Genomic DNA, 22,243 nt, shown 5'->3' with positions numbered 1-22,243 from the left:
CGGCGTCAGAGGACGCTGTCCTGCGGAGCGGCGGGCCAGCCGACGTCGTTCGTGCTGTCCTGCGCCGCAGTGGGCCGGCCGATGTCACCGGCCGTGGCCGCGGAGGCGGTACCCGCGGTGGTGAAACCGGCGACGACGACGGCGGCGACTGCGGCGATCCGGGCGATGCGCTTCATGGCTGGCTCCTGGGGGGTGACAAGACCGTGTTCGCTGTTTGGCAACCTCTTGCCCCAAGGCTGGCAACCCCCCCTCGTGACCCGTTGGAGAACCGGCCGAGAACCGCTCGAGAAACACCCCGGACACCGCCCACCCCGGCACGAGGACCCGCGCCCACCTGCGAGGCCCGGCCGGCCGGAAACCGGCACACCTGCTTGGCAACGCCTGGCAAACCGCGGACACCGGACACGGGACGCGTAAACGCAACGCCGGACGAGGTACGAACCGGGTACGTGGTCCGTACGCGATCCGTACGGAACTAGGGTGTGGGCAGGAGGTGCTCCATGTCCGAGTTGTTCGACGCGGTCGACGCGCTCGTCGCTTCCCGCTCCGCGCTGCCGCCGGCGGAGGAACGCAAGCGGCTGCGCACCGCGCACGGCCTGACGCTGGACGAGGTCGCCGCCGCGCTGAAGGTCCGCCGGGCCACGGTGTCCGGCTGGGAGTCGGCCAGGAAGCCGACCGAGCCGCGCGGCCCCGAGCGTGAGGCGTACGCGCGGCTGCTGAACCAGCTCGCGGAGCTCTACCCCGCACCGAAGGAGCCGCCCGCCCCGGCACCCGCCGCGTCCGCCCCGGGGGACGCACGGACACCGGCCGCGGAGCAGTCATCCGGCGCCCCGGCCACGCCGGCACCCCGCAAGGACCGGGCTCCCGCCCCGGCCGCCTCGCCGGTGGCCGCCGCCCCGGCCGCCGCGCCGCGTCCGGCACGCAAAGCCACCCCGTCGGCGGCGCGCCGTGCGGACGTGCCGGAGGCCGCCCCGGCGCAGGGCAGCGATCCGCGGTTCCGAAACGGGCCGCTGGCGGTCGTCGACGTGGACGCCGACGGCAGGGTGCTGGCGTACTGCACCGGCGGCCCGGTCCTGGACGTGCCCGCCAAGTCGGTCCCGGCCCTGGTGGAGTGGGCCCTGGAGGAGGCGCGGCTCGGGCAGCCGAAGCTGTCCGGTCCGGGCAAGGACGCCGACCCGCTCCTGGTGCTCACCGAGGCAGCGCTGGAGCGCTACGGCCTGCCCGTCGCCCTCACCGAGGAGGAGCGTCACGCCGGGCGGCTCCCGGAGGGTCACAAGGTCGTCAAGCAGCTGGTCCGTGCGGAGTGGAAGCTCACCAAGCGCGGGTTCGGGCCGTGGGCGCGGATCTACCGCCCGGCCACCGGCCCGGACCGCCGGTGCGTGCAGCTGTGCATCCCGTCGTGGAACGCGCTGGACACCCGGCACTGGGGGAGGGCGGGACAGCTCCCGCCGGCGGACCTCGCGCGCGTGCTGGGCGTGTACGCGTCCCGGGTGATGACCCCGCGCGGCTCCACCGCCGTGACCGGCCTCGAGCTGATGACCGCCCTGCACCCCGCGACCCGCGCCTCCGAACCGGACGCCGACGGCCGCCGGCACCCCGAGCACAACCCCGGCAGCCTGGGCAAGGACCCGGTCGACCCGGCGCCGTGCGAGGCCCCCGACGGGCACCCGCTCCTGGCGGACCTGCCGCGCTTCCACGTCCGCGGCCCCGGCGAGAAGCTCTTCGAGGAGGCGTACGACTGGGCGCGGCCGATGACGGACGACGAGTGCACCCTGCGGTACCTGGTCGGCATCGACGTGAACATGGCCTTCGCGGCGGGCGCCAACGGACTGACCGTCGGCCTCGGCGCGCCGACGCACGTCAAGGCCCCGGCGTTCGACCCGAAGCTGCCCGGCTCGTGGCTGGTGGACCTCTCCCGCGCCGACCTGTCGAGGGTGAGGCTCGGCAAGGAGTGGGTGGAGCTGGACGCCTCGATGCTGCCCAGCCCATTCACGCCGAAGGGCGAGCGCCCCGAGGGCCCGGCCTGGTACGCCACGCCCACCGTCGCCTACGCGGTGGAGCTCGGCTGCGAGGTGCGCCCGATCGAGGCGTGGGTGCGCTACGAGACCGGCCGCTACCTGGACGGCTGGTACAACCGGCTGCGGGACGCCTACCTCGCCACCATGGCCGACCTCGGCGTCACCGCCGACCTGACGCCGGCCGGCTTCCTCGCCGCGATGGACGGCCACCGGGACCGTGACCCGGAGCTGGCGGCCGTCGTCTCGGCGATCAAGGCGACGGTCAAGGGCGGCCTGGGCAAGCTGCGCGAGCGGCCCCGCGGTGAGGGCTGGCGGCCCGGCCGGCCGTGGCGCGCCCTGTCCCGTCCCACCTGGCGGCCGGACATCCGCGCGGCCGTCATCTCCCGCACCCGCACCAACCTCCACCGCAAGATCGTCAAGCATGCGGCGTACACCGGGCAGTACCCGGTCGCGGTGCTCTCCGACTGCGTCGTCTACGCGGCCGACGGGCCCTCACCGCTGGACTTCCTGCCCTACCGCGACGGCAAGCCGCTGCCCGGCGGCTTCAGGCTCGGCGTCAACCCCGGCCTGGTCAAGCACGAGGGCACCCAGACCGTGCTGTGGGGCGAGGAGGTCCGCGAGCGGTTCGACGCACCCGGCCTCAACCTCGCCCGGTACATCAAGGACGGCACCGTCACCGACGCCGACGGCGGAGAGTAGGAGGAGGCGCCCATGAGCCTGTTCGGGGACGGCCTGGACGCCGCCGTGCAGAAGGCGTTCACCCGCCCGGCGCCCAAGGGCGCCGGGGCGCGGATGCGGTACCTGGTCCGGCAGCTGGGCGGCACCAGGGCGGCCGCCCGGCTGCTGCGGATCTCCCAGCGCACCGTCGAGCGCTATGTGAAGGACCAGATCAAAAGGCCCCGCCCGGACCTCGCCGCGCGCCTGGAGCGCGAGGTGAAGGCCCGGTGGCAGCCGCAGGTCCGGGCCAGGGCCCGGCGGCAGGCGGCCACCACGAGCGGCATCGTCATCGACACCCGCGCCCGCATGGGCTACACCGCGCCGGTCGGGTCCACGGACCAGGACCGCGTCCGGCACCTGACCGTCGCCCTGCCCCCGCAGTACGCCGCCCGCCTCTTCGACGCCCGGGAGGCCGGCGCCGGCGAACACGAGCTGCGGGAGATCGCGGCCGAGGGGCTCAAGGAGGTGTACTTCCAGGACGGCGGCCGCCGGGCCGGCTCCCTGGAGGAGGTCCGGTTCACGGACATCGAGCACCTGGAGTTCGGCCTGTAGCCCTCCTTCCCGGCCGAGGACCGTGCGGCGACCGGCCTGTTCGGCTCCGGAAACGTTCCACCCATGTGATACCCGTCACGTGTTCGATGGTTCGGCAGTACGTTCGGAGTGGCGGGAGGGACCGGTTCCGTGCGGCGCGGGAAGCACGTTCCCGCAGCTCACGCATGGTGTCCGAGCGGTAACTCAACGCCGTGGTCTATGCCTGTGCGTGCTGAAGCGATCACGAGCCGTAAAAATTTGGTCGAGAAGGGCATGCGCGTTTGACCCCTCTCATCGGAAATCCTGCAGCCGAGGACCCAGAGCGGCGTCCTCCGCAGCGTCATCTCACCTTCCCACGGGCGGAGTTGACGCCGTGTTGGCAGGAGAGGACCAGGTCCCGATGACCGTGAACGATCTGCTCGCGCTGCTGGCGGCCACCACCGCCGTGCGCGTCTTCCTCCCCGACGTCGTCGCGGGAGCGCGCCGGATGCTGCGCGCCGGCGCCCGGGTCGGCATCGCCGAGCTGCTGAGCACCCAGCCGGCACGCACCGCGGCCACCGAGACCCCCGGCGCGGCACCCGTCCGCAACGAGGAGGCATGACGATGGCCATCCCCGAGGACAGCAACGCCCCGCACACCCTCCCCGAGGACGGCAACGCCCCCTTGAGGGAGCTGAACTCCCTGCAGGGCGTCCACTACGAGATGCCGTCCGACCTGGACGCCTTCTACCGCATGTACGCCCGGCCGCAACTGCGCTACGCCGCCACCGTGCTGGGCGACATGAAGGCCGCCCAGCAGGTCGTGCGCCGCCTCTACAGCCACCTCGCCCTCAACTGGGCCGTCGTCCTGCTCGAGGACGGCGGACCGGAGGCCTACGCCTGGCGCCTGCTGAAGATGCGCGTCGAACTCCACCTGCGCATGAACCTCGGCCCCGCCGCCGACGGACGCAGCACCGCGCCCGCCGGAACCGCGCGAACCACCGCCGTCCACGACGCCGTCCGTGCCACGCTGGAACGCATGCGCACGCAACTGGCGGCCATAGAGTCCCCCCTGGGCCTCTACACCGCCATCGCCACCCTGCCGGAGCGCCAGTTCGACGTCATCATCCTCCAGTACGTCCTGGGCTACTCCTGCAAACAGGCCGCCAACACCATGGGCATCACCCCGGCCACCGCCCGTACCCACCGCCGCCTGGCCCGTAAGCGCATCGCCGCCAAACTCGGCATAGACCTGGGTGACGACGAGGAGAAGGAGTAACACCGTGCCACGCAGCATCGACGACCACCTCGATCGGACCGCCCTCGCGGACACGGTCACCGACGCCGACCTCGACACCCTGCGCCAGGAGATCGTCCGCGACGTCACCGCCACCCTCATGTTCGGCGCCCGCCCGGCCCCCGAGGGCTACTACCCCACCGCTCTCGACGAGGCGCGGTCGGCCCTGACCGCGCTCTCCAGCGAACTCATCCGCCGCACCGACGCCGCCGGACACCTCGCCCGCATCGCCGACGTCCCCTACGACGCCGACGGCGCCCTGTACTTCGGCTGCCTGCTGAGCCTCGCCCAGGAACCCGACAGCGCCCTGTGGTGGTGGCAGTTCGCCGCCGGCGCCGACAACGCCACCGCCGCCTACTGCCTGCACCTGCACCACCTGCTGCGCGGTGAACTGCGCGACGCCGACCACTGGGCCCACCAGGCCCTCCACCTCGACGACGCCATCCCCCTCGCCCCCGCCGCCGCCTGGCCCGCCCGCCGCCTGCCGCACCCGGCCCTGGCGCTGCGCGAGGCCGTCGAACGCCTCAGGGTCGAGGAGGAACTGGCCGGCGCCCCCTTCCACCACCCCGACCACCGGCTCGCCGACCAACTCGAGGAACTCACCGGCGCCTGCTGAACCCGGAAGACGAACCCGGCAGACAGAAAGGTCCCGCCCCCCGCATCGGGGGACGGGACCTGATGGAGCGCCGGGCAGGCCTTGCACCTGCATTTCCCCGCAGGAAGCGGGGCGTCCTTCCTTAGACGACCAACGCACAGCGGACGGCCGCCGCAGCGGCCCGCCTTGCAAGATCAATCATACCGGCAACCGCCCCCCGGTGCACACCGCCCCCGACCGCGCTGAACGTCCGGCACCCCGGCCTTGCCCCCCGGCTCTCGGCGACCGGCCCGACTCGCTACCTTGAGCGCATGTCAGGCAACGTCAAGCTCCGCCTCGTCCCGGCCGGCATCGCCCAGTACGCCGTAGCCGGCCTCGCCGCCGCCCTGCTTCTCCTCACCGCGTGCGGCAGCGATGCCGAACCTGCTTCCACCAGCCGCCCGGACGAGGTCACCGAACCGCTGACGGAGGAACCGGCCGCCCCCGAACCCGCCGTCGAGTCCCAGGACACCTCCGTGCAGGACTACCTGGACGAACACGGCATCACCGACGCGATGGTGAGGCGGCTGGCGGCCGTCGCCGAGGCCAACAACTACGCGGACCCGCCGATGGGCGACGAGAGCGCCAGGCTGTTCGCCACGGTCATCGGGGACCACTGCGAGACGGTCGCCTCCGGTGAGCGGACGTGGAACTACTACAAGGAGGACGACAAGAGCACGGGCGGCACGCAGGCGCAGGTGGATGCGTTCTACGGGTTCACGCAGGACACCTTCTGCCCGTCGATGAAAACGGGGGAGTAGGGGCGTCGCCTGCCGCCGCTCAGCCCTCCGTGCGGGCGGGGCCGCCCGCCTCTTCGTGCGGGGCGTCGTCCCGGCCGCGGCGGCCGGCCCGGAAGGTCGTGCCGGCCACGACGCAGCCGACGGCCAGGATCCTGCCGGCCCCGTGGACTCCGCGCCGACCTTCTGCTGGTCGACGGCGACCCGCTCAGCGACATCGGCGACACCCTCAACACCCGTGCCCTCTGGCGCCGCGGCACCCGCCTGGCGGCATGACCGCGGCACTCCCGAGGCCTCCACGGCAGGCCGGCCCCCCCTCGTGCCGCCGGGCATCACGCCGCAGCGCCCGGCCGGACCCGTCACCCGGCTCGCCGCAGGGCCGCCTGCGGGCGCAAGCTGGAGGGGTGGGCAGTGCGCCGATCGTCGTGCACGGCCGTTCCCTCTCGGGCGGCCGGAGGGTCACGGTGCACCGTCATGGCGGGGACGAGGTCCTCGGTACCGCCTACAGCGACCACGACCTGGCCGTGTTCCTCGAAGGCGCCGGCATCGCCGACCCCGGGGCCGTCCTGGACGATCCGCGGTGGGTGGAGTGGCGCGACAGCCCCGCCCACGACTTCGCAGCCGCCTGACCCCTCCCTCCCGCCGCCACCAGGCACCCCGCTCACGCCGCGGCCCCGGACGGGCCCCGCGCCGTCCAGGTCCCCCCGTCCGCCGTCACGGCGAACGCGGTGACGCCGGGCAGCGAGGAAAGCCAATCCCGGGCCCCGGCCCCCATGCAGTACGCCGCCGTCGCCAGCATGTCGGCCTCCGCCAGAGAGGGGCAGGTCACGGTCAGCGAGGCCAGGGCATCAGCGGGCGGCGCCCCGGTGTGCGGGTCGACGAGGTGGCAGCCGCGCTCGGCGGGACCGGAAGTGGCGATGGCCACAGGCCCGCCGGCGGACTCGACGACCGCGGCGCACCTGCCGGGCAGAAGCGGGTGGGAGATCCCCACGCGCCACGGCCCGCCGTGCAGCTGGACGTCACCGCCGCCGTTGAGACACAGGTGCTCCCCACCCGCCTCGCGCAGCAGGAGCGCCGCGCGTTCCACCGCCCAGCCCTTGACCAGACCACTGGGGTCGAAGACTGCGCACCCCTGTGGCATCGGTGCGCGGCCACGCCGAACTGGCACTGCTGCACCCCGGCCCCGTGCCGCCGGAGGTGACCCGGGCGCTGGAGCGGATCGCCGCGGAGTCCACGCGCATGGGCGCCATGGTCGACGACCTGCTCCTGCTCGCGCGCCTCGACGCGGGCCGCCCCCTGCGGCGCGAACCCGTCGACCTGGCACGGCTCGTCCTGGACGCCGTCACCGACGCACGCGCCGCCGGCCCGGAGCACCACTGGTTCCTGGAACTGCCCGAGGAGCCGGTCCTCGTGCCCGGCGACGAACACCGCCTGCACCAGCTCCTGGCCAACCTCACGTCCCATGCCCGGCTGCACACGCCTCCCGGCACCACCGTCACCGTCGGCGTCGCCCCGGGCGACGACGGCACGGCCCACCTGACGGTCACCGACAACGGCCCGGGAATCCCGGCCGCGCTGCGCGGCGGCCTCTTCGAACGATTCGTCCACGGCGAAGGCCCGCGCGGCGCCGACGGCGGCGGCACGGGCCTCGGCCTGTCCATCGTCGTCGCCGTCGCCGCCGCCCACGGCGGCACGGCGACCGTGACGAGCGACCAGGACACGACCCGCTTCACGGTCCGCCTCCCGTACCCGGACCCGGACACCGCCCATGACCCTTCAAGATCACCCCCCGCCGCGCGTCCTCATCCGGTCGAGAGTGCCGTCCAGACCCCCGGCGGGTGCTCGGCCGGCCCGAGCCACAGCCGCGGCTGCGACTGCCGGTAGCGCTCGCCGGTCCCCGGCTGCCAGAGGAAGCGGCCGTCGGCCTTCGGCGAGGGACTGGGGTCCGGCCATGGAATCGGTGGAGGACGGTGTCCGCAGTCGACGCACCCTCGCTGGATACTGCTTGCCACCGTTAAGGTCGCCGCCCCGAGGGCCGTATCGCAACCGTGGAGCGCCGGCGTCCAACCCGTCGCTGATCGTCGCGCTGCCGCTCTTCTCCCGGGCCTCTGCACGAAGCGAGATCATGTCGCCCTGCCGCGTCGGTCGTCGACGTGGACCTCCAGGTCGGACCAGTGCGCGGTCCACCGCGTCAGGGCGTCAACGGTCAACGCCCCTGGCGGGCGAAGCGCGCCGGCCGGCAGAAAGCGGACGAGCGTCCCGGTGGTTGCGTCGGCCTCGATGGGCATCGGCTCGGTCACCGGAACGCCGTGCTCATAGCGCTGGCTCCAGGCCCCGTTGCGACGCCGGTTGGTGTGGATCAGCCACTCGCTGAGCGCCGCCACGACGGACATGCCGCGACGCGGATGCCCGTCCGGAAGGCGCTGGGCATCCGGGGCGTCGAAGAACCGCAGGTCCTTCGACGCCATGACCGGTTTCTTCACGACCCGTCCGTGATCATCGATGCGGGTGTCGGTGCCTCGTCCGTCGTCCGCGACGGACACGGAGCCGTCGTCGTGCAGAGTGATCAGACATCGGCCCTGCCCTCGACTCGATGCCTCGTCGGCGGCATAGGCAACGGCTTCGAGGACAAGGTGTCCCGGGCCACCGGGAGCGAACTGCTCCGGCGCCCGGCGGATCCGGGCGAGATGAACCAGGTCCACGTCACGGGCCCAATCGTGAGTGGTGTTGACCCAGCCGGCCCTCGCTCCGTCCATCCCGCGAGTATCCGGCATTCCGGTCCGTCGCAGAACGCAGCACCACCCGGCCCACATCACCCGCCGTGCGGCAGTCAGCCCCCGAACCGCGAACGCCGCCTCGTCGACAAGCGATGCCGCAAAGGTGATCGAAGGCGGACAGAGCGTCACTGCCGTCCAGTATCCTCGCCTCCGACTCGCCACAGACCAGGACAGGAGCCGGCATGCCCACCCCCACGGAGACGGCCTTCACCTCCGGTGACGCAACCCACCGGCTCACGGGAGACAAGGTCCGGGCTGCCGCCGCTCACCTGACACCCGCCGACTCCGCCCATCCGCACCCCAACCGGAGCTGGTACGGCCTTGTCGGTACCCACCTGTACTACGTGGTCGACCTGGTCGAGGAGGCCACCGGCGCTGCGGACGTGAAGGTCAGGACGGCTCGTCTCGCCCTCGCCGAGCTCGGCTTCCCCGTCTTCGCCCTGGCCTGGAACACCCTGCTGACACAGGGCCATCCCGGCCACACCGGCTGAGTCTCCCGTCCGGTTCCGACGCCAGGAAGCACCTGACGTCACCTGGTGCGACCGCCACCGATCCCCGTGCCGAACCGGCCCTCCCGGCGCCCGACTTGGCCTGCCGACGCCCTTGACGCTGCCTGCCGTGGCGCTAAGGTCTAGACCTGCGCACGTAGGTCTAGACCTACGTGGTGTTGCCTGATCGGCAACGTCGTGGTCCGGGGCGGGCTGGTTCGACGTGACCGAAGGGATAGGAATGTCATGAGCATGAAAAGAGGGGTGGCCGTCGCGGTCGGGGCGCTGATCGCCCCGCTGGTCGCCGTCAGCCTCCCGGCCAGTACGGCGAACGCCCACGGCTGGGTGGTCTCACCGAACAGCAGGCAGGACCAGTGCGCCTCGCGTGTGGTCAACTGCGGCCAGATCAAATGGGAGCCCGCGAGCGTCGAGGGCCCCAAGGGGCTGCGCAACTGCAGCGGCGGCGACGCCCGGTGGGCCGACCTGGATGACGACAGCAAGCCCTGGAGGGTCTCGCCGGTCGCCACCAACCAGACCTTCACCTGGCGCATCGAGGCACGGCACGCCACCTCCAACTGGCAGTACTTCATCGGCAACCAGAAGATCGCCGAGTTCCCCGGGCGGGGCGCCCTGCCCCCCGTGGAGGTCAGCCACCAGGTGAACTTCGGCGGCTTCACCGGCCGCCAGAAGGTGCTCGCCGTCTGGAACATCGCGGACACCGCCAACGCCTTCTACGCCTGCATCGACGTCAACATCGGCGGCCCCGGCGGGGGCGGCGGAGACGGCGGCGGTACCGGCGGCGGAGACGGCGGCGGCGAGTCCGGCGACTGCACTGCGGCGCCCTGGGCCCCCGGCACCGTCTACAACGGCGGCGAGACCGTCTCGCACAACGACCGCAACTGGCGCGCCAAATGGTGGGTCACGGGCGAGGAGCCCGGAACCACCGGCCAGTGGGGCGTCTGGGAAGACCTCGGCGCCTGCTAACACCCCCCTGCCGCCCGGAACGGCCGAGGCCGGCGCACACCCACCCGGGCGCGCGCCGGCCTCGGCACACACCCTGCCACGCCGCACCGCCACTCCACCGGCTGCGTCCTCCCCCCTTCCCCCAGGAGCCCCTCGCCATGAGAGTCCGACACAGAATGCTCGCCTGCACCGTCGTCGCTCTGCTCGGCGGTGCCGGCACGCTGGCCACCCCTACCGCCGCGCAGGCCGCCAACGTCCTGTCCAACCCCGGTTTCGAGTCCGGCAACCTCCAGGACTGGTCCTGCTCGGGCGGTACCGGATCGGTCGTCCCCAGCCCCGTGCACGGCGGCACCAAGGCACTGGCGGGCGCGGTGACTTCCGCCGACAACGCCCGGTGCGCACAGACCGTCACCGTCCAGCCGAACACCCAGTACACCCTGTCGGCCTGGGTACGCGGCAGCTACGTGTACCTCGGCGTCGGCGTCGGCGGCGGCACGTCCACGTGGACCGCGTCCGCAACCGACTGGAAGCAGCTGAAGGTCACCTTCACCACCGGCGCCTCCCAGCGCACCGCAGAGGTCTACCTCCACGGCTGGTACGGCCAGGGCACCTACTACGCCGACGACATCAGCCTGGACGGCCCCGGCGGCACCGACGACCGCGAGGCCCCCTCCGTCCCGGGCTCCCCGCGAACCACCGCGGCGTCCGCGACCAGCGTCTCCCTCGCCTGGAACGCCTCCACCGACAACGTCGGCGTCACCGGCTACGACGTCTACCGCGACGGGACCCTGGCCACCTCGGTGACGGGCACCACCGCGACCGTCTCCGGCCTGACGCCCAGCACCGAGTACCGCTTCACCGTGCGGGCCAAGGACCGCGCGGGCAACACGTCCGCGGAATCCACGGCCGTCATCGCGAAGACGGGTGAGAAGGGCGACGACGGGGACCGCTTCATCCAGGCCGCGCCGTACCTCTACCTCGGCTGGGGCAACCCGCCCAGCGCGACCGAGGTCATGAACGCCACCGGCATCAAGTGGTACACGATGGCCTTCGTCCTCGCGCAGAACGGGTGCAACCCCGCCTGGGACAGCCAGCGCCCCCTCACCGGCGGCGTGGACGAGTCGACCATCCGGGCCGTCCGGGCGGCCGGCGGCGACGTCGTCCCGTCCATCGGCGGCTGGAGCGGGAACAAACTCGGCCCCAACTGCTCCACCACCGAGGCACTGGCCGGCGCCTACCAGAAGGTGATCGACGCCTACGGCCTCAAGGCGATCGACATCGACATCGAGAACACCGACGAGTTCGAGAACCCGGCCGTCCAGGACCGCATCCTCGGCGCCCTGAAGATCGTCAAGCAGAACAACCCGGGACTGCGGACGATCCTCACCTTCCCCACCCTCAATACCGGCCCCAACTCCTGGGGCAACCGCCTCATCGAGCGCTCCCAGGCCCTGGGCGCGGACATCGACAACTTCACCATCATGCCGTTCAACTTCGGCGGCCAGGCCGACATGTACGGCAGCACGGTACGCGCCACCGAAGGGCTGAAGACCAAGCTCATGTCGGTCTTCGGCTGGTCCGAGGCACAGGCCTACGCCCACGTGGGCATCTCCGGCATGAACGACGGCAGTGACACGGGAGAGGTCACCACCGCGCAGATCTGGACACAGATCCGCGACTGGGCCAACTCCCACCACATCGGCAGGCTCTCCTTCTGGGCCGTCAACCGCGACCGGCCCGAGTGGAAGTTCACCTCCATCACGGCCGGCTTCACCGGCTGACGGGGGACCGCGCAGCCGCCGAGCCGTCCTGTGGCCCCGGCGGCTGCGCGGTCCCGCGGCCCCGCGACCGTGGCGAACCGGCCACCGCCACGGCCGCGTCCCGTGCCGCCTGCGACCACGACAGCCCCGCTTGCCAGTGCCGCAAGCGACGCCCCTCAGCCCCCGGTGGGCCGCCCAACGAGCGCCCGCAGCCCCCGGCGCGGGCCCCTACCGAGAAGACGCGCCGCAACCGGCCCCGACGCAGATGCGGGGCCCGGCCCGTGCGCGACCGCGGCAAGGCGGAGCGATGTGATCACCCGGCCTTCACCATGATTACCTGAGGGGCGACACCGAACGGGGGACCACACATGAGCGAAAGCAAAACAGCAGGCAGTGACGGCAAACCCACAGGAGACGACCGGCTTCCGGAGCCCGACGGGGCGAAGCTTCCGCTGTCCCCGGACGAGATCGAGCGGCACAAGGTCCTCCCCGGCTGGGAGGGCCACTACACCGCGCCGCCCGCGGACAGCACCGCCGACCCGCTGAACCGGCCGCAGCTGCTCCCGGACCCTCCCGGCCTCCTCCGCCCACCGCCCTCCGGCGGACGACCGGTCGACCTGAACATCGCACCAGGAGTCCTCAAGAAGGCCGCCGGCCAGATCGACGACATCTACGACCACTTCTACAAGCCGGCCGCGTCGCTGGAGGAGCCCGCGCTGAAGGCGGTGGGCGCGCTGGAGGGTCTGGAATCGGCGCGGGCGGTCCGGCTCGCCCACCGGCAGTGGGAGCGGCAGGCCGGCACGGTCACGGCATGGCTCGCGCACATCGCCGAGAGCCTGCGCCTCAGCGACGGCAGCTACACCCGGGCCGACATGGCCGTGGAACAGGCCGTCGGCCAGGTGCGGCTCCGCTCGGCGCTGGAGGACTACTGATGGCGGAGACCTTCTACCTCACCCTGCTGGCCGTGGACCTGTCGGCGCTGGACGGCCTGGCGGACCGCTGGGAGAGCATCCACCGGGACATCAAGGGCCTCGGCAAACGCATGCACGACGAAGCCCTCACGCCGCTGCGCGACAAGGGCTACTGGGAAGGGGCGGCCGCCCCCTACGCCTGGAAGATGATCGACGACATCGAACGCCAGCTGGAGAGCGCCGCGAAGGTGGCGGACGCGGCCCGGCGCGTCGTCGAGGACGGCGTGGGTGATCTGAGGTCCGCCCAGAAGGACCTCAAGGACGCCACCCGCCGGGCCACTGAGAAGGGCCTGCACATCAAAACGGACGGGACACTGTCCCCGGACGTCATCGGCAACGTCTGCAAGGTCGAGCTGACCGACGAGGAGAAGAAGACCATAGAGGCGGCGGACCGGGAGATCGGCCAGATCCTCAAGCGCGGTGTCACGGCCGACCGCAACCTCGCCTTCAGCCTGATGGCCGACATCGGCCTGGGCCAGTGGTTCAACAAAGAACCGGGACTCACCGACATCGACTCCACGAAGAAGATCAGCGAGGACGCGTACAACGCGCTGGACCTCGCCCTCCAGGGAAAGAACCCCTATCCGGGGCTCAGTTCGGACGACCCGTACTCACTGGGCTGGGACTGGGTGACCGGCGACGGCGCCCGGCACCGCGACTACTACTACGGCGACGAGATGACCGAGCTGATCAGATCCAGCGACAGCATGGAGCAACTGCGGCTGGACACGCTGGAGCAGTGGCACTCCACCGGCCAGCCGCAGGGCAGCGTGGCGTACTCGATCTCGGAGAGCGGCAAGCTGGGCGCGTTCAAGAAGCTCATCACCACCGACCTGCCGGCGATCGTCACCGGCGACGAGGACCACCTGGGCGAGGCGTTCACCGGCTCCTACAACCTCAACTACACGGTCAAGGGCCAGGACCCCGACGGCTCCCTGGTCGTCGAGTACACCCTGAAGAACAACACCAGCAACGCGTCGTTCCTGCACTACATCGGCTACTACGACTGGCTGGAGAAGGCCAACCGCGAAGAGGGCGCCTTCTCGTCCGTGGACCAGAAGGTCGTCTGGACCGAACGCATCCCGGCGAAGGAGAAGTGAGCCGGTGTCCCGAGTACGTCTGCCGGCGGCCGCCGCCGTGCTGGCACTGCTGACCTGCCTGCCGGGCTGTTCCTCGGCGCCCACCGCCGTCGAGGCCTGCATGGGGAAGCAGGCGGTCGGCGCCACCTCCGGGCAACTCGCCGGCACCTACCGGGGCGAGGGCGACGCGGAAGGCGTGACACTCACCCTGAAGGCGTCCGGCAGCAAGCCGGGCAGCGGCACGGTCACCGTGCACCACTGGCCGACCGGTGACTGGTACCGGAGCGAACTCGGCGAGACCTTCGACGGGTCCGGCACCTGGTCCGTGGTACAAGGCGGAACCTCGGCCACCGAGTTCGCGCACATGTCCCTGTCCTTCACCACACCGAAGCGCTTCCTGAACGGGGACACCCTCGACTCCCTGTCGATCGCCGACGGCGACGGGCGCACCTACCTCTACACGGACGACGACCCGGACGTCTGCCCCGCCTTCCGGCTGCGGCAGAGCAGCTGACCCCCCGCACCGCACCGCGCGGCAGCCGGTGAGCGCCCCCAGGACCCTCGGTGCTGTGACCGGACACGTTCGCCGGGCCGGCGGTTTGAGCGGGTGAAATGACGTCCGCTGCGACCGCTGGAGGCGCGGTGGCCGAGCCCGTACGTGTACGCAGAAATGCGTGCGCTACCGGCGGGCGAAGATCTCGGCCGGGAAGGGGCCTCTCCGGCGGCGGAGCAAGGCAGCGTCAGCCGTTGAAGAAGTCGCCCAGGCTGGCGGAGAGCGGGCCGGGGGCCTCCTCGGCCACATGGTGGCCGGCGTCGATGCCGTGGCCCCGGACGTCGTCGGCCCAGTCGCGCCAAATGGCGCGCGGGTCGCCGTACAGGTCCTCCAGATCGTCTCTCAGCGACCACAGGACCAGGACGGGACAGTCGATCCGCGTGCCTCGGGCGCGGTCCGCCTCCTCGTGTTGGCGGTCCACGGTGAGCCCCGCGCGGTAGTCCTCCAGCATGGCACGGACGACGTCCGGATTGCGGGTGGCGGCCCGCCACTCGTCGTGGTTCTCCCGCCCCATGGCATGGGGGTCGCCGCGGTACCAGGCGTCGGGGTCGGCGTTGATGACGCGTTCGGGGATCTCCGGCTGGGCGAAGAAGAACCAGTGCCACCACGCGGTGGCGAACCGGGCATCCGCACGGGCCAGGTGCTCGCTCAGGGGCAGACCGTCCACAAACGCCACCCGGGTCACCGCCGAGGGGTGGTCCAGCACCATGCGGAGCGCCACGGCAACCCCCCGGTCGTGGCCGACGAGACCGAAGCGCTGGTGCCCGAGCGTCTGCATGACCTCGATCATGTCCCTGGCCACGGCGCGCTTGGAGTGCGGAACATGATCCGCCGCCGGCGCCGGGCCGCGGGAACGCCCGTACCCGCGCAGGTCGGGGCAGACGACGGTGAAACCCCGCCGCACCAGGACGGGCGCGACCCGGTGCCAGGTCGCCGACGTGCGCGGGTGGCCATGCAACAACAGGAGAGGCGGGCCCTCGCCCCCGTACCGAACGAAGACGGACGCCTCACTGGTGCGCACCGTCCTGGTGGCGAACTCCTCGAACACGAGACGACCCTTCCGCTCCGGGGCCAGGCCGGCGCCACCCCGCCGTCCCACCTGCCCGTGATGAGCCCCGGCACTCCGTTCATCGCCAACCAGCGTGCTCAGGCGCCAGATATCGCGCTCGGTCACAGCAGCCTGCGAGGCGGGCCTACCGGGAGCGCCTCACCTGGCGTTCACTTCTCGGTTCGAGGCGGCCGACGCCGGCCGCCGAGACGGGGAAGTCTTCCAGCGGCTCATATCGTCCAGCCGGTCCCGAAGCTCCTTGTCCAGCTTCAAAGGGTTGGGAAACTCGGTGACCTACTCCGGTGAGAACAGGCACGGCTCCGGGAGGTACCGACTGTCCTGGACGATCGGCGGCTCGGGTGCGCGTCGAGACGTCGGTGACGGTGGCGGAGGACCGCCAGAAGAGGGCGGTCTTCGGGTAGGCCATCTAGCGCTACCAGCCGGGCCGCCGGGGCTGGATCAAGGCGTCGGCCCGGGCCGGCGCGGAGGCCCGTGGTCACCGTCGTGACGGGCCGGGTGACCGCGCCGTCGACGCTGCTGCTGGGCCGCTACGACCCCTCGGCCGGCTCCGGTTCATGGCCTCGCGGGTGCCCCAGCCGACGGAAAAGCGGCGTCCCGCCCAAGGGTGGGTGTCGTCGCCCAAGTAGAGGAGGCCGTCGAGCTCCTGGCGGGCCGTCGCCGACAGCGGTGCCGTCCGGACGCCGCGCGCTGCCGCACCTCCGCGACCCGGCCGACCCGGCTCGCATCGACCGCCGCGTTGGACGCCGTCAGGCCAGGGCATGGACGCCGGCGCCATCGGGGCGGCCCCCTGAGGACTGATTTGGTCTGGACCATTGCTCTCCGGGTCGGTGTGCGGGAAGCTGCTCACCAAGCGCCGGATCATCACGAACGGAACGCCCGCACGCTCGCCCCCGGAACAGGAAGGCAGCACCACACCCATGCGCAAAGCGATCTCGACCCTGAGCTTGACCGGACTGCTTGCCGCGGCTTCCCTGCTGCTCGCCCCGTCCGCCCAGGCCGCCGGCCTCGTCTACGTCGGCATGTACCCGACCGCCGCCGCCTGCGACGCGGCCGGCAAGGACTACGTGGCGCGCGGCCTGACGGTCAGCTACTTCTGTGACGTCACGCCGTACGCCAGCCGCCTGTCCATCTGGGGCTGACCGCACCGGTTCCCGCCCAGCCGAACCACCGGAACGAGGACCCGGCCGACGACCCGCGCGGCCGGGCGGAAGCCAGAGAAGCGGGAGTCGACCTCGACCTCGGCCTCGGCACCGGGCCCTGGGGGTCTGCGGGACGAACGCGTCGGCCACACCCTTGCCGGCCTCCAGGCGGATCTCCTCACGGCGGGCAGTGACGTAACCGCGAACCGTCCGACATGAGATGCCGACGGCGTTGCACTCGTCCAGCAACCGGTCGCAGATCCGCTTGACCGTGTGCCGCTGCTTCCGCGGAGCGGTCAGGTCCGCCTCCAGGACGGCGTCGATCGCGGGGCGAGGCCCCTCGGTCTTGTCAGCGAGCCGGTGGGGTGAGGGTGGTGCGGTCGAACGGGCCGCCGTGTGCGGCGGCGTACGCGACGGCGTAGTTGACGTCGTCGAGGCGGAAGGACCGGAGCCGTTCAGGGGTGAGGTCCAGGGCGCCTGAGGCGAGGAGCCGGATGATGCCGACGTTGGCTGCGCGCGGGTACATCCACTGGCCGCGGACGGTGATCGAGTTGCGCATGATCCATGGGTACGGGAGTGCGAGGTCGTCGCCGCCGAGCATGCCGACGCCGCCCATGAGGACGACGCGGCCGTACTCGCGCACGGTCATGGCCGCCGTGCGCGCTGCCGAGCTGGGTGCGCTCGGCGGTAGCAGGTCGATCACCATGTCGATCGGGCCGCCGGCCGCAGCGGACATCGCGGTGCGGTCGTCGGTCTCGTCCCCGGTGAGGGACACCGGGCGCACGCGCGGACCGAACCGGTCGGCGAGGAGGTCGAGTGCGGCCCGGTTGCGGCCCGGGGCGATCACGCGGCCCGCCCCCATGGCGAGCGCGACCGCGACCGCGCTGCTGCCGAGGTTGCCGGTGGCCCCGCTGACGAGCAGCGTCTCGCCCGCTGTGAGCCCGCCGGCCAGCAGCCCGCCGTAAGGGATGACGTGTATGCCGAGCGCGGCCCAGCGCGCCGGGTCGTCCCCCGCCGCTGCGGGGAGCGGGAAGACGTTCTCCGTCGGGACCCGCATGCGCTCGGCATACGACCCGTCGTGCAGGTAACGGGCCAGGCGTGCGCCGCCCTCGCCGCGCGAACTCCAGCCCTGGAGCGTGATGTCGGGTGTCAGGGCGTCGTCCCTCGCGCGCACCGTCGAGTCGCACCACACCAGATCCCCGGGGCGCAGCCGAGTGGCGTCCGGACCCACGTGGACGACCCGTCCCACGCCGCCGATTCCGGGCACGACGGGAGGTACCAGGGGGTATTTCCGTTCGCCGCTGAACACCTCGGCCGCATAGGGCGCCACGCCGGCGGCGAGGACCTCGACCACCACCTCGCCCCCGCCGGCCTTCGGTTCGGGGACCTCCTGCACCGTAAGCGGGACCCCGAACCGTGTCAGAACTGCTGCTCGCACGTGATGACCTCCGTGTCCGTCCGTGTTCGTCGTGACCGACATTAGGTACGCGGCGGGCATGCAGGAAGCGACGATCAAGCATGTGTGGTATGCGTTTTCCGCATGGACGTTTCCAGTACGGGCCTGCGGGTCCTGCGGCAGATCGCCGAGTCCGGCAGCTTCACCGCAGCAGCCGCCCGGCTCGGCTACACCCAGTCGGCGGTCTCACGGCAGGCGGCCTCTCTTGAACGAAGCGCGGGCACCGCCTTGTTCGGACGTCGTCCCGACGGAGTGCGGCTCACCCCCGCCGGTCTGACTCTGTTGCGCCACGCCCGCACGATGCTGGACTGTCTGACGGCGGCCGAGCGCGACCTCACCGGCAGTACCTCGCGACCCGAACCGGTCAGGCTCGGGCTGTTCCTGAGTGCGGGGGCGGTCATCCTGCCTCCCGCACTCGCCCGCCTCGCGGCGACCGACCCGCAGATCACGGTCACCACCACCGAGGGCACCACGCCCTCCCTGATCCGGGCCCTGCGCGCAGGCTCGATCGACCTCGCCGTGCTGACGTCCCGGCCGCCCCACCGGTCTTTGGACGGCGAGTCACCGCGCCTGCACGTCGAAACCGTCACAGACACGGAACTGGTCGTGGCGGTGGCAACGACCGGAGAGTTCGCCGGCCGTAGCGCGGTGCACATTGACGAACTGATCGACGCCCCGTGGATCGCCGCCCCGGCGTCGCACGCCGAGCCCCTGCTCGGCGTCTGGCCCGGTCTGCCCGGACGGCCGGACATCGTCCACTGCGCGCGCGACTGGCTGACGAAGCTACAGCTGGTCGCCGGTGGCTTCGGAGTGACAACGGTGCCCTCGCGGCTCTCGCCGGTCCTACCGCCCGGGGTGAGCCTGCTGCACGTCGAAGGCGCACCCCCCGAGATCCGACGGGTTCTCACGGCGCGACTCCCCGGCCGCCCCACCCCGGCACTCACGGCCGTCGCCCGGGCGATTGTTTCGAGCACCTGATACGTGCCGCCGACCGTCAGATTCGGTGCCGTAGCCCGCCGAGCGCGCACCACGTGAACAAGCGGAGACGGAACGCGAGGATGACTGGTGTGTGCGCCGTGCCGGCCGTAGGGCTGCTCATCGGCGCCGGGGGAGGGCCCGCGATGGCGGCGGCTCCCGGCGCGGGCCCTGCCCACGGCAGAGCGGTCGCCGCCCAGGCGCGGCACCGGACGCCCCCCCCAGCGGGACGAGCACCGGCACGCCGACGGCCGACGCTGAAGCAGCGCCAGGCCGTGGACGCCCCGTGGGATCGCGCACCGACTGGCCCTCTTCGGGCTGTCCGCCCACTGAACCCCCCGGGGCCGATTCACCTCAGAGAGCGCTCCAGCCGCCCCACTGATCGTGAGATCGAACGCCCGGCACAGAACGGCGGCTGCGGATGACCACGACGCCTGCCGTACGACACCTACCGTGAGGTGCGGCGGACGGGCGAGCGACGGCCGGCAGTGTCAGCGGCCGGGCACCTCTCATCCCACCTTGATGACAACCTTGCCCGAGGCATGACCGTTCTCCACGGTGGCGAGGGCGGCCGGGGCGTCGGAGAGCGGATGGACCGCGGTGATGACGGGTGCGAGGAGTCCGTCGAGGGCCAGCCGGGCCGACCGCTCCAGGTTCTCGCGGTCGACGCGACGCTCGACGAAACGCCCACCGAGATCAGGCACAGACATATCACCCACAGCGATGACGTTGCGGGGATCCTGGGCCAGCGGAGCGACCGTCCGCAACGAGGTGCCTCCGGCCAGATCGACGATCCCGTCGAAGCCGTCCGGAACCAGCTCGCGTACCGCGGCGGCGACATCCTCGGCGGTGTAGTCGATGAACTGCACCCCGATGGCCTCGGCATGCTCGCGTTTGGCGGTACTCCCGGTGCCGATCACACGCAGCTCGCGCCCGATAGCCAGCCGGGCGACGGCTAGGCCGACCCCGCCCCCGACTCCGTTGACCAGGACCGTGGCACCGGCAGGGAGGCCGAGCTGGTCGAGCACGTCCACCGCGGTCGTCCCGGCCACTGGCAGCGTTGCCGCCACGATCGCGGACAGGCCCTGCGGGATGCGCGCGGTGTTCGGCGCGGACAGCACCGTCGTCTCGGCGTAGGTGCCGCCACCGGTGAGTGCGAAGCCGAAGACCGCGTCACCCACCTCGAGCCCGCTGGCGTCCTCGCCCCGGGCGAGAACGGTTCCGGCTGCCTCCATGCCCAGCACACGGGGAAACGGACGCCCGCCGTCGAGCCCGTCGACCAGACCCGAGCGCAGAAGGTGGTCGAGGGGATTCACACCGGCGACCTCGACCCGGATCAGCACCTCGCCGCGACCGGGAACAGGATCGGGACGATCGAAGAACTCCTGCACCTCGGGCCCGCCATACCTGCCGAAACCCCACGCCTGCCCCATCTTCACCGCCTCTCGTACAACCGCCCCGGTGATTCCGGGCGTTGTCGCCATCCTCACCTCTGACATTGATGTGAGAGGCAACCGGCTGAGACGCAGATCACAGCATCAGGCCGACTGCGCCACCGATTCCGGGGCCGTGGACAGCTCCGCCCGGTGTCGGCTGTTTGCCCTGATCAGCACGTCGAGTGCATCCCGGGTCTCGATCAGGTGCGCGATGCCGGCGTCGATCCGGTCGCGCTCGCGCATCATCGCCGTGAACGTCTCCTCGGCAACGCCCACGTCACCCGGGACGTCCACACACGGCAGCACAGTCACGATCACCCTGCTGGACATACCGGCGTCGAACAGCTGGCGGATGAGCGACACGCGCTGGACCGCGCCATCGGAATAGTGACGCTGCCCCGCGTCGGAGCGTGAGCTGGCGAGCAGGCCCTGCTCTTCGTAGTACCGCAACGAGCGCGGACTCACGCCCGTGCGCCTGGACAACTCACCGATCCGCATCCTTCAGAGCCTACGCCCGCGCGCTCCAGGTCCAGACCGCCGACGAGTCATGGACGCTCGCGGACACCCCCACGGCCGCAGGGCTGCCCTCCCGGTCCCACGACTGAGCACGCTCGTCTGTACACGCCTGAGCACTTTTCCCGGTACGCCGACAGCTGGGGGAGGGGCCGTGTTTCGACGCTGCCCGCCTGAAGACGGGGGAGCGGACCTACCGCATCGCGGACTTCACCCAGGAGCAGCCCCGCTGGCCCCCCTACGCGCCCCGGGCGCATGAGCTGGGCGTGGGCAGCACGATGGGCTACCTGCTCTACATCGACGATGAGGAACTCGGTGCCCTGGACCTGTATTCCCGAAAGCCTGGGGCCTTCACCGAGATCACCGCTGCCGGCGGGTCCCTGGGCGAGCCGCTGGTCCTCGACGGGGAGCTGGTCGTCGCTACGGAGGGCCGTGTCGACTTCGGCGGGCCCGGGCCTGTGCCCTCGACACTGCTGACGGCCCGCTGCTGGACGAGCCGTACCGGGCGCGGAGGGCCCGGCTGGAGGCGTTGTTCGCCGAGGGGGTGCTTGCCGCGCCGTTCGTCCTGTGCCCGGCCACCACCGACCGGGCGACCGCCGAGGACTGGCTGGATCCGGCGTGGGGCGCGGCCGGCATCGAGGGCGTCGTCGTGAAAGGCCTGGCCCAGAAGTACCAGCTGAGCCGCCGGGGCTGGATCAAGGTGCGGGCCTTTGGTCGGTAACGCGTCCTCAACGGCCGGAATCATGCAGGATCATTCATGTCTGGTGTCCGGCTATGAGTTTCGGTGGGTGTGAATGGCGTTGTGTGGACGATCCGACGTGTATGAAGGGCCCGCATGATGGAAGGCACCACGCACGTATTCGGCGTACAGCTGCCTGACTCCTATGTGCTTATTGGCGTCAGCTTGGTGGTGCTGCTTGTGATGGCGCTCCGAGGACGAAGCGCGCTCCGACGCCGGGGCCTTCCGTCGCGGTCAGCGCGGTCTGCTAGTGGACAACCTCAGACGCGGCCAGAGGGGCGGCCGTTCCTGACCATTGCTGCGGAGGTTGCGGGCGTCATTGGGCTGGTGATTGCTGTAGTCGGCCTCATCAAGCAATGAGGGCGGGCTACGCGTCGTCGTCCTCGACGGGTGGGCGCGGCGGCGCGGCGCGT

General features: G+C 71.6%; 22 protein-coding genes and 3 pseudogenes. 18 read left to right on the top strand and 7 right to left on the bottom strand.

The genetic code is table 11. The features are described 5' to 3' along the window. Positions 1-5: 5 nt before the first annotated feature. Positions 6-176, bottom strand: coding sequence for a hypothetical protein (locus ACFWJB_RS24790; RefSeq protein WP_386924928.1), 171 nt, complete (start codon positions 174-176; stop codon positions 6-8). 324 nt (positions 177-500) lie between these two features. On the opposite strand from ACFWJB_RS24790, the gene tap reads away from it, so the two are divergent. The 7 genes from tap (at position 501) to ACFWJB_RS24755 (ending at position 6,541) form a co-directional block, all read left to right on the top strand. Beyond that, on the top strand, positions 501-2,717 hold the full coding sequence (tap, locus tag ACFWJB_RS24785; RefSeq protein WP_385470630.1) for a telomere-associated protein Tap: 2,217 nt from the start codon (positions 501-503) through the stop codon (positions 2,715-2,717). 12 nt (positions 2,718-2,729) lie between these two features. Then, positions 2,730-3,287, top strand: a complete 558-nt coding sequence (gene tpg / locus ACFWJB_RS24780) for a telomere-protecting terminal protein Tpg (protein WP_385470628.1) — start codon at positions 2,730-2,732, stop codon at positions 3,285-3,287. Between the two features lie 379 nt (positions 3,288-3,666). Next, positions 3,667-3,867 carry a hypothetical protein gene (locus ACFWJB_RS24775; RefSeq protein WP_385470626.1) on the top strand — a complete coding sequence of 67 codons (201 nt, stop codon included), beginning with the start codon at positions 3,667-3,669 and terminating at the stop codon, positions 3,865-3,867. Beyond that, positions 3,864-4,523 carry an RNA polymerase sigma factor gene (locus tag ACFWJB_RS24770; protein WP_385470624.1) on the top strand — a complete coding sequence of 220 codons (660 nt, stop codon included), beginning with the start codon at positions 3,864-3,866 and terminating at the stop codon, positions 4,521-4,523. Before ACFWJB_RS24775 ends, ACFWJB_RS24770 begins: the two co-directional genes overlap by 4 nt. A gap of 4 nt (positions 4,524-4,527) precedes the next feature. Beyond that, the gene (locus tag ACFWJB_RS24765; protein WP_385470622.1) at positions 4,528-5,157 is read left to right on the top strand and encodes a hypothetical protein; all 630 of its coding nucleotides are present in this window, start codon (positions 4,528-4,530) and stop codon (positions 5,155-5,157) included. Between the two features lie 290 nt (positions 5,158-5,447). Further along, a complete protein-coding gene (locus tag ACFWJB_RS24760; protein ID WP_386924924.1) occupies positions 5,448-5,936 on the top strand; it encodes a hypothetical protein in 489 nt (162 codons plus the stop codon). A 380-nt stretch (positions 5,937-6,316) separates the two neighbouring features. Beyond that, positions 6,317-6,541 carry a hypothetical protein gene (locus ACFWJB_RS24755; protein ID WP_385470616.1) on the top strand — a complete coding sequence of 75 codons (225 nt, stop codon included), beginning with the start codon at positions 6,317-6,319 and terminating at the stop codon, positions 6,539-6,541. 32 nt (positions 6,542-6,573) lie between these two features. Here the strand turns inward: ACFWJB_RS24755 and ACFWJB_RS24750 are convergent. Continuing rightward, positions 6,574-7,038, bottom strand: a pseudogene (locus ACFWJB_RS24750) (FAD:protein FMN transferase); the annotation flags it as partial. Here ACFWJB_RS24750 and ACFWJB_RS24745 point away from each other — a divergent pair. Then, positions 7,035-7,670: pseudogene (locus ACFWJB_RS24745) on the top strand (sensor histidine kinase); the annotation flags it as partial. The pseudogenes ACFWJB_RS24750 and ACFWJB_RS24745 sit on opposite strands and share 4 nt — an antisense overlap. A gap of 365 nt (positions 7,671-8,035) precedes the next feature. On the opposite strand, the gene ACFWJB_RS24740 reads toward ACFWJB_RS24745, so the two are convergent. Next, positions 8,036-8,668 carry an ATP-binding protein gene (locus ACFWJB_RS24740; protein ID WP_386924922.1) on the bottom strand — a complete coding sequence of 211 codons (633 nt, stop codon included), beginning with the start codon at positions 8,666-8,668 and terminating at the stop codon, positions 8,036-8,038. A gap of 203 nt (positions 8,669-8,871) precedes the next feature. On the opposite strand from ACFWJB_RS24740, the gene ACFWJB_RS24735 reads away from it, so the two are divergent. The 6 genes from ACFWJB_RS24735 to ACFWJB_RS24710 all read left to right on the top strand — a co-directional run bounded on the left by ACFWJB_RS24735 (position 8,872) and on the right by ACFWJB_RS24710 (position 14,464). Further along, on the top strand, positions 8,872-9,180 hold the full coding sequence (locus ACFWJB_RS24735; RefSeq protein WP_386924920.1) for a hypothetical protein: 309 nt from the start codon (positions 8,872-8,874) through the stop codon (positions 9,178-9,180). Positions 9,181-9,423: 243 nt separating this feature from the next. After that, positions 9,424-10,161, top strand: coding sequence for a lytic polysaccharide monooxygenase (locus ACFWJB_RS24730; RefSeq protein WP_386924918.1), 738 nt, complete (start codon positions 9,424-9,426; stop codon positions 10,159-10,161). Between the two features lie 137 nt (positions 10,162-10,298). Next, positions 10,299-11,921: a carbohydrate binding domain-containing protein gene (locus ACFWJB_RS24725; RefSeq protein ID WP_386924916.1), complete on the top strand. Its 1,623-nt coding sequence runs from the start codon at positions 10,299-10,301 to the stop codon at positions 11,919-11,921. 347 nt (positions 11,922-12,268) lie between these two features. After that, positions 12,269-12,832 carry a hypothetical protein gene (locus ACFWJB_RS24720; RefSeq protein WP_386924914.1) on the top strand — a complete coding sequence of 188 codons (564 nt, stop codon included), beginning with the start codon at positions 12,269-12,271 and terminating at the stop codon, positions 12,830-12,832. Then, positions 12,832-13,971, top strand: coding sequence for a hypothetical protein (locus tag ACFWJB_RS24715; RefSeq protein ID WP_386924912.1), 1,140 nt, complete (start codon positions 12,832-12,834; stop codon positions 13,969-13,971). Before ACFWJB_RS24720 ends, ACFWJB_RS24715 begins: the two co-directional genes overlap by 1 nt. Positions 13,972-13,975: 4 nt before the next feature. Then, entirely contained in the window at positions 13,976-14,464 is a 489-nt protein-coding gene (locus ACFWJB_RS24710) for a hypothetical protein (protein WP_385471184.1), read from the top strand. Positions 14,465-14,690: 226 nt separating this feature from the next. Here the strand turns inward: ACFWJB_RS24710 and ACFWJB_RS24705 are convergent, their stop codons facing one another. Further along, entirely contained in the window at positions 14,691-15,551 is an 861-nt protein-coding gene (locus tag ACFWJB_RS24705; RefSeq protein WP_386924910.1) for an alpha/beta fold hydrolase, read from the bottom strand. Between the two features lie 965 nt (positions 15,552-16,516). On the opposite strand from ACFWJB_RS24705, the gene ACFWJB_RS24700 reads away from it, so the two are divergent. Then, complete coding sequence (locus tag ACFWJB_RS24700; protein ID WP_386924908.1) at positions 16,517-16,711, top strand: hypothetical protein; 195 nt, start codon at positions 16,517-16,519, stop codon at positions 16,709-16,711. Between the two features lie 349 nt (positions 16,712-17,060). On the opposite strand, the gene ACFWJB_RS24695 is transcribed toward ACFWJB_RS24700, so the two are convergent. After that, positions 17,061-18,149 carry an alcohol dehydrogenase catalytic domain-containing protein gene (locus ACFWJB_RS24695; protein WP_386924906.1) on the bottom strand — a complete coding sequence of 363 codons (1,089 nt, stop codon included), beginning with the start codon at positions 18,147-18,149 and terminating at the stop codon, positions 17,061-17,063. A 102-nt stretch (positions 18,150-18,251) separates the two neighbouring features. On the opposite strand from ACFWJB_RS24695, the gene ACFWJB_RS24690 reads away from it, so the two are divergent. Then, positions 18,252-19,145 (top strand): LysR family transcriptional regulator, encoded by an 894-nt coding sequence (locus ACFWJB_RS24690; RefSeq protein ID WP_386924904.1) that lies wholly within the window; start codon positions 18,252-18,254, stop codon positions 19,143-19,145. A 506-nt stretch (positions 19,146-19,651) separates the two neighbouring features. On the opposite strand, the gene ACFWJB_RS24685 is transcribed toward ACFWJB_RS24690, so the two are convergent. Next, positions 19,652-20,626, bottom strand: a complete 975-nt coding sequence (locus ACFWJB_RS24685; RefSeq protein ID WP_386924902.1) for an NADP-dependent oxidoreductase — start codon at positions 20,624-20,626, stop codon at positions 19,652-19,654. 54 nt (positions 20,627-20,680) lie between these two features. Beyond that, positions 20,681-21,076 (bottom strand): MerR family transcriptional regulator, encoded by a 396-nt coding sequence (locus ACFWJB_RS24680; RefSeq protein WP_383146718.1) that lies wholly within the window; start codon positions 21,074-21,076, stop codon positions 20,681-20,683. A 152-nt stretch (positions 21,077-21,228) separates the two neighbouring features. On the opposite strand from ACFWJB_RS24680, the pseudogene ACFWJB_RS24675 reads away from it, so the two are divergent. Together ACFWJB_RS24675 and ACFWJB_RS24670 are read left to right on the top strand one after the other, a co-directional pair. Next, a pseudogene (locus tag ACFWJB_RS24675) lies at positions 21,229-21,474 on the top strand (GAF domain-containing protein); the annotation flags it as partial. A gap of 146 nt (positions 21,475-21,620) precedes the next feature. Continuing rightward, entirely contained in the window at positions 21,621-21,812 is a 192-nt protein-coding gene (locus ACFWJB_RS24670; RefSeq protein WP_383146720.1) for a hypothetical protein, read from the top strand. The last annotated feature ends 431 nt before the right edge of the window (positions 21,813-22,243 follow it).

This window comes from Streptomyces sp. NPDC127100 (genome assembly GCF_042724095.1).
Taxonomy (GTDB): Bacteria; Actinomycetota; Actinomycetes; order Streptomycetales; family Streptomycetaceae; genus Streptomyces.
This window is presented reverse-complemented; position numbering and strand designations above follow the sequence as displayed.

Coding starts and splice junctions, on each gene's coding strand:
- ACFWJB_RS24790 (WP_386924928.1), bottom strand. CDS start 176: ATGAAGCGCATCGCCCGGATCGCCGCAGTCGCCGCCGTCGTCGTCGCC.
- tap (WP_385470630.1), top strand. CDS start 501: ATGTCCGAGTTGTTCGACGCGGTCGACGCGCTCGTCGCTTCCCGCTCC.
- tpg (WP_385470628.1), top strand. CDS start 2,730: ATGAGCCTGTTCGGGGACGGCCTGGACGCCGCCGTGCAGAAGGCGTTC.
- ACFWJB_RS24775 (WP_385470626.1), top strand. CDS start 3,667: ATGACCGTGAACGATCTGCTCGCGCTGCTGGCGGCCACCACCGCCGTG.
- ACFWJB_RS24770 (WP_385470624.1), top strand. CDS start 3,864: ATGACGATGGCCATCCCCGAGGACAGCAACGCCCCGCACACCCTCCCC.
- ACFWJB_RS24760 (WP_386924924.1), top strand. CDS start 5,448: ATGTCAGGCAACGTCAAGCTCCGCCTCGTCCCGGCCGGCATCGCCCAG.
- ACFWJB_RS24740 (WP_386924922.1), bottom strand. CDS start 8,668: ATGGACGGAGCGAGGGCCGGCTGGGTCAACACCACTCACGATTGGGCC.
- ACFWJB_RS24735 (WP_386924920.1), top strand. CDS start 8,872: ATGCCCACCCCCACGGAGACGGCCTTCACCTCCGGTGACGCAACCCAC.
- ACFWJB_RS24730 (WP_386924918.1), top strand. CDS start 9,424: ATGAGCATGAAAAGAGGGGTGGCCGTCGCGGTCGGGGCGCTGATCGCC.
- ACFWJB_RS24725 (WP_386924916.1), top strand. CDS start 10,299: ATGAGAGTCCGACACAGAATGCTCGCCTGCACCGTCGTCGCTCTGCTC.
- ACFWJB_RS24720 (WP_386924914.1), top strand. CDS start 12,269: ATGAGCGAAAGCAAAACAGCAGGCAGTGACGGCAAACCCACAGGAGAC.
- ACFWJB_RS24715 (WP_386924912.1), top strand. CDS start 12,832: ATGGCGGAGACCTTCTACCTCACCCTGCTGGCCGTGGACCTGTCGGCG.
- ACFWJB_RS24690 (WP_386924904.1), top strand. CDS start 18,252: ATGGACGTTTCCAGTACGGGCCTGCGGGTCCTGCGGCAGATCGCCGAG.
- ACFWJB_RS24685 (WP_386924902.1), bottom strand. CDS start 20,626: ATGGCGACAACGCCCGGAATCACCGGGGCGGTTGTACGAGAGGCGGTG.
- ACFWJB_RS24680 (WP_383146718.1), bottom strand. CDS start 21,076: ATGCGGATCGGTGAGTTGTCCAGGCGCACGGGCGTGAGTCCGCGCTCG.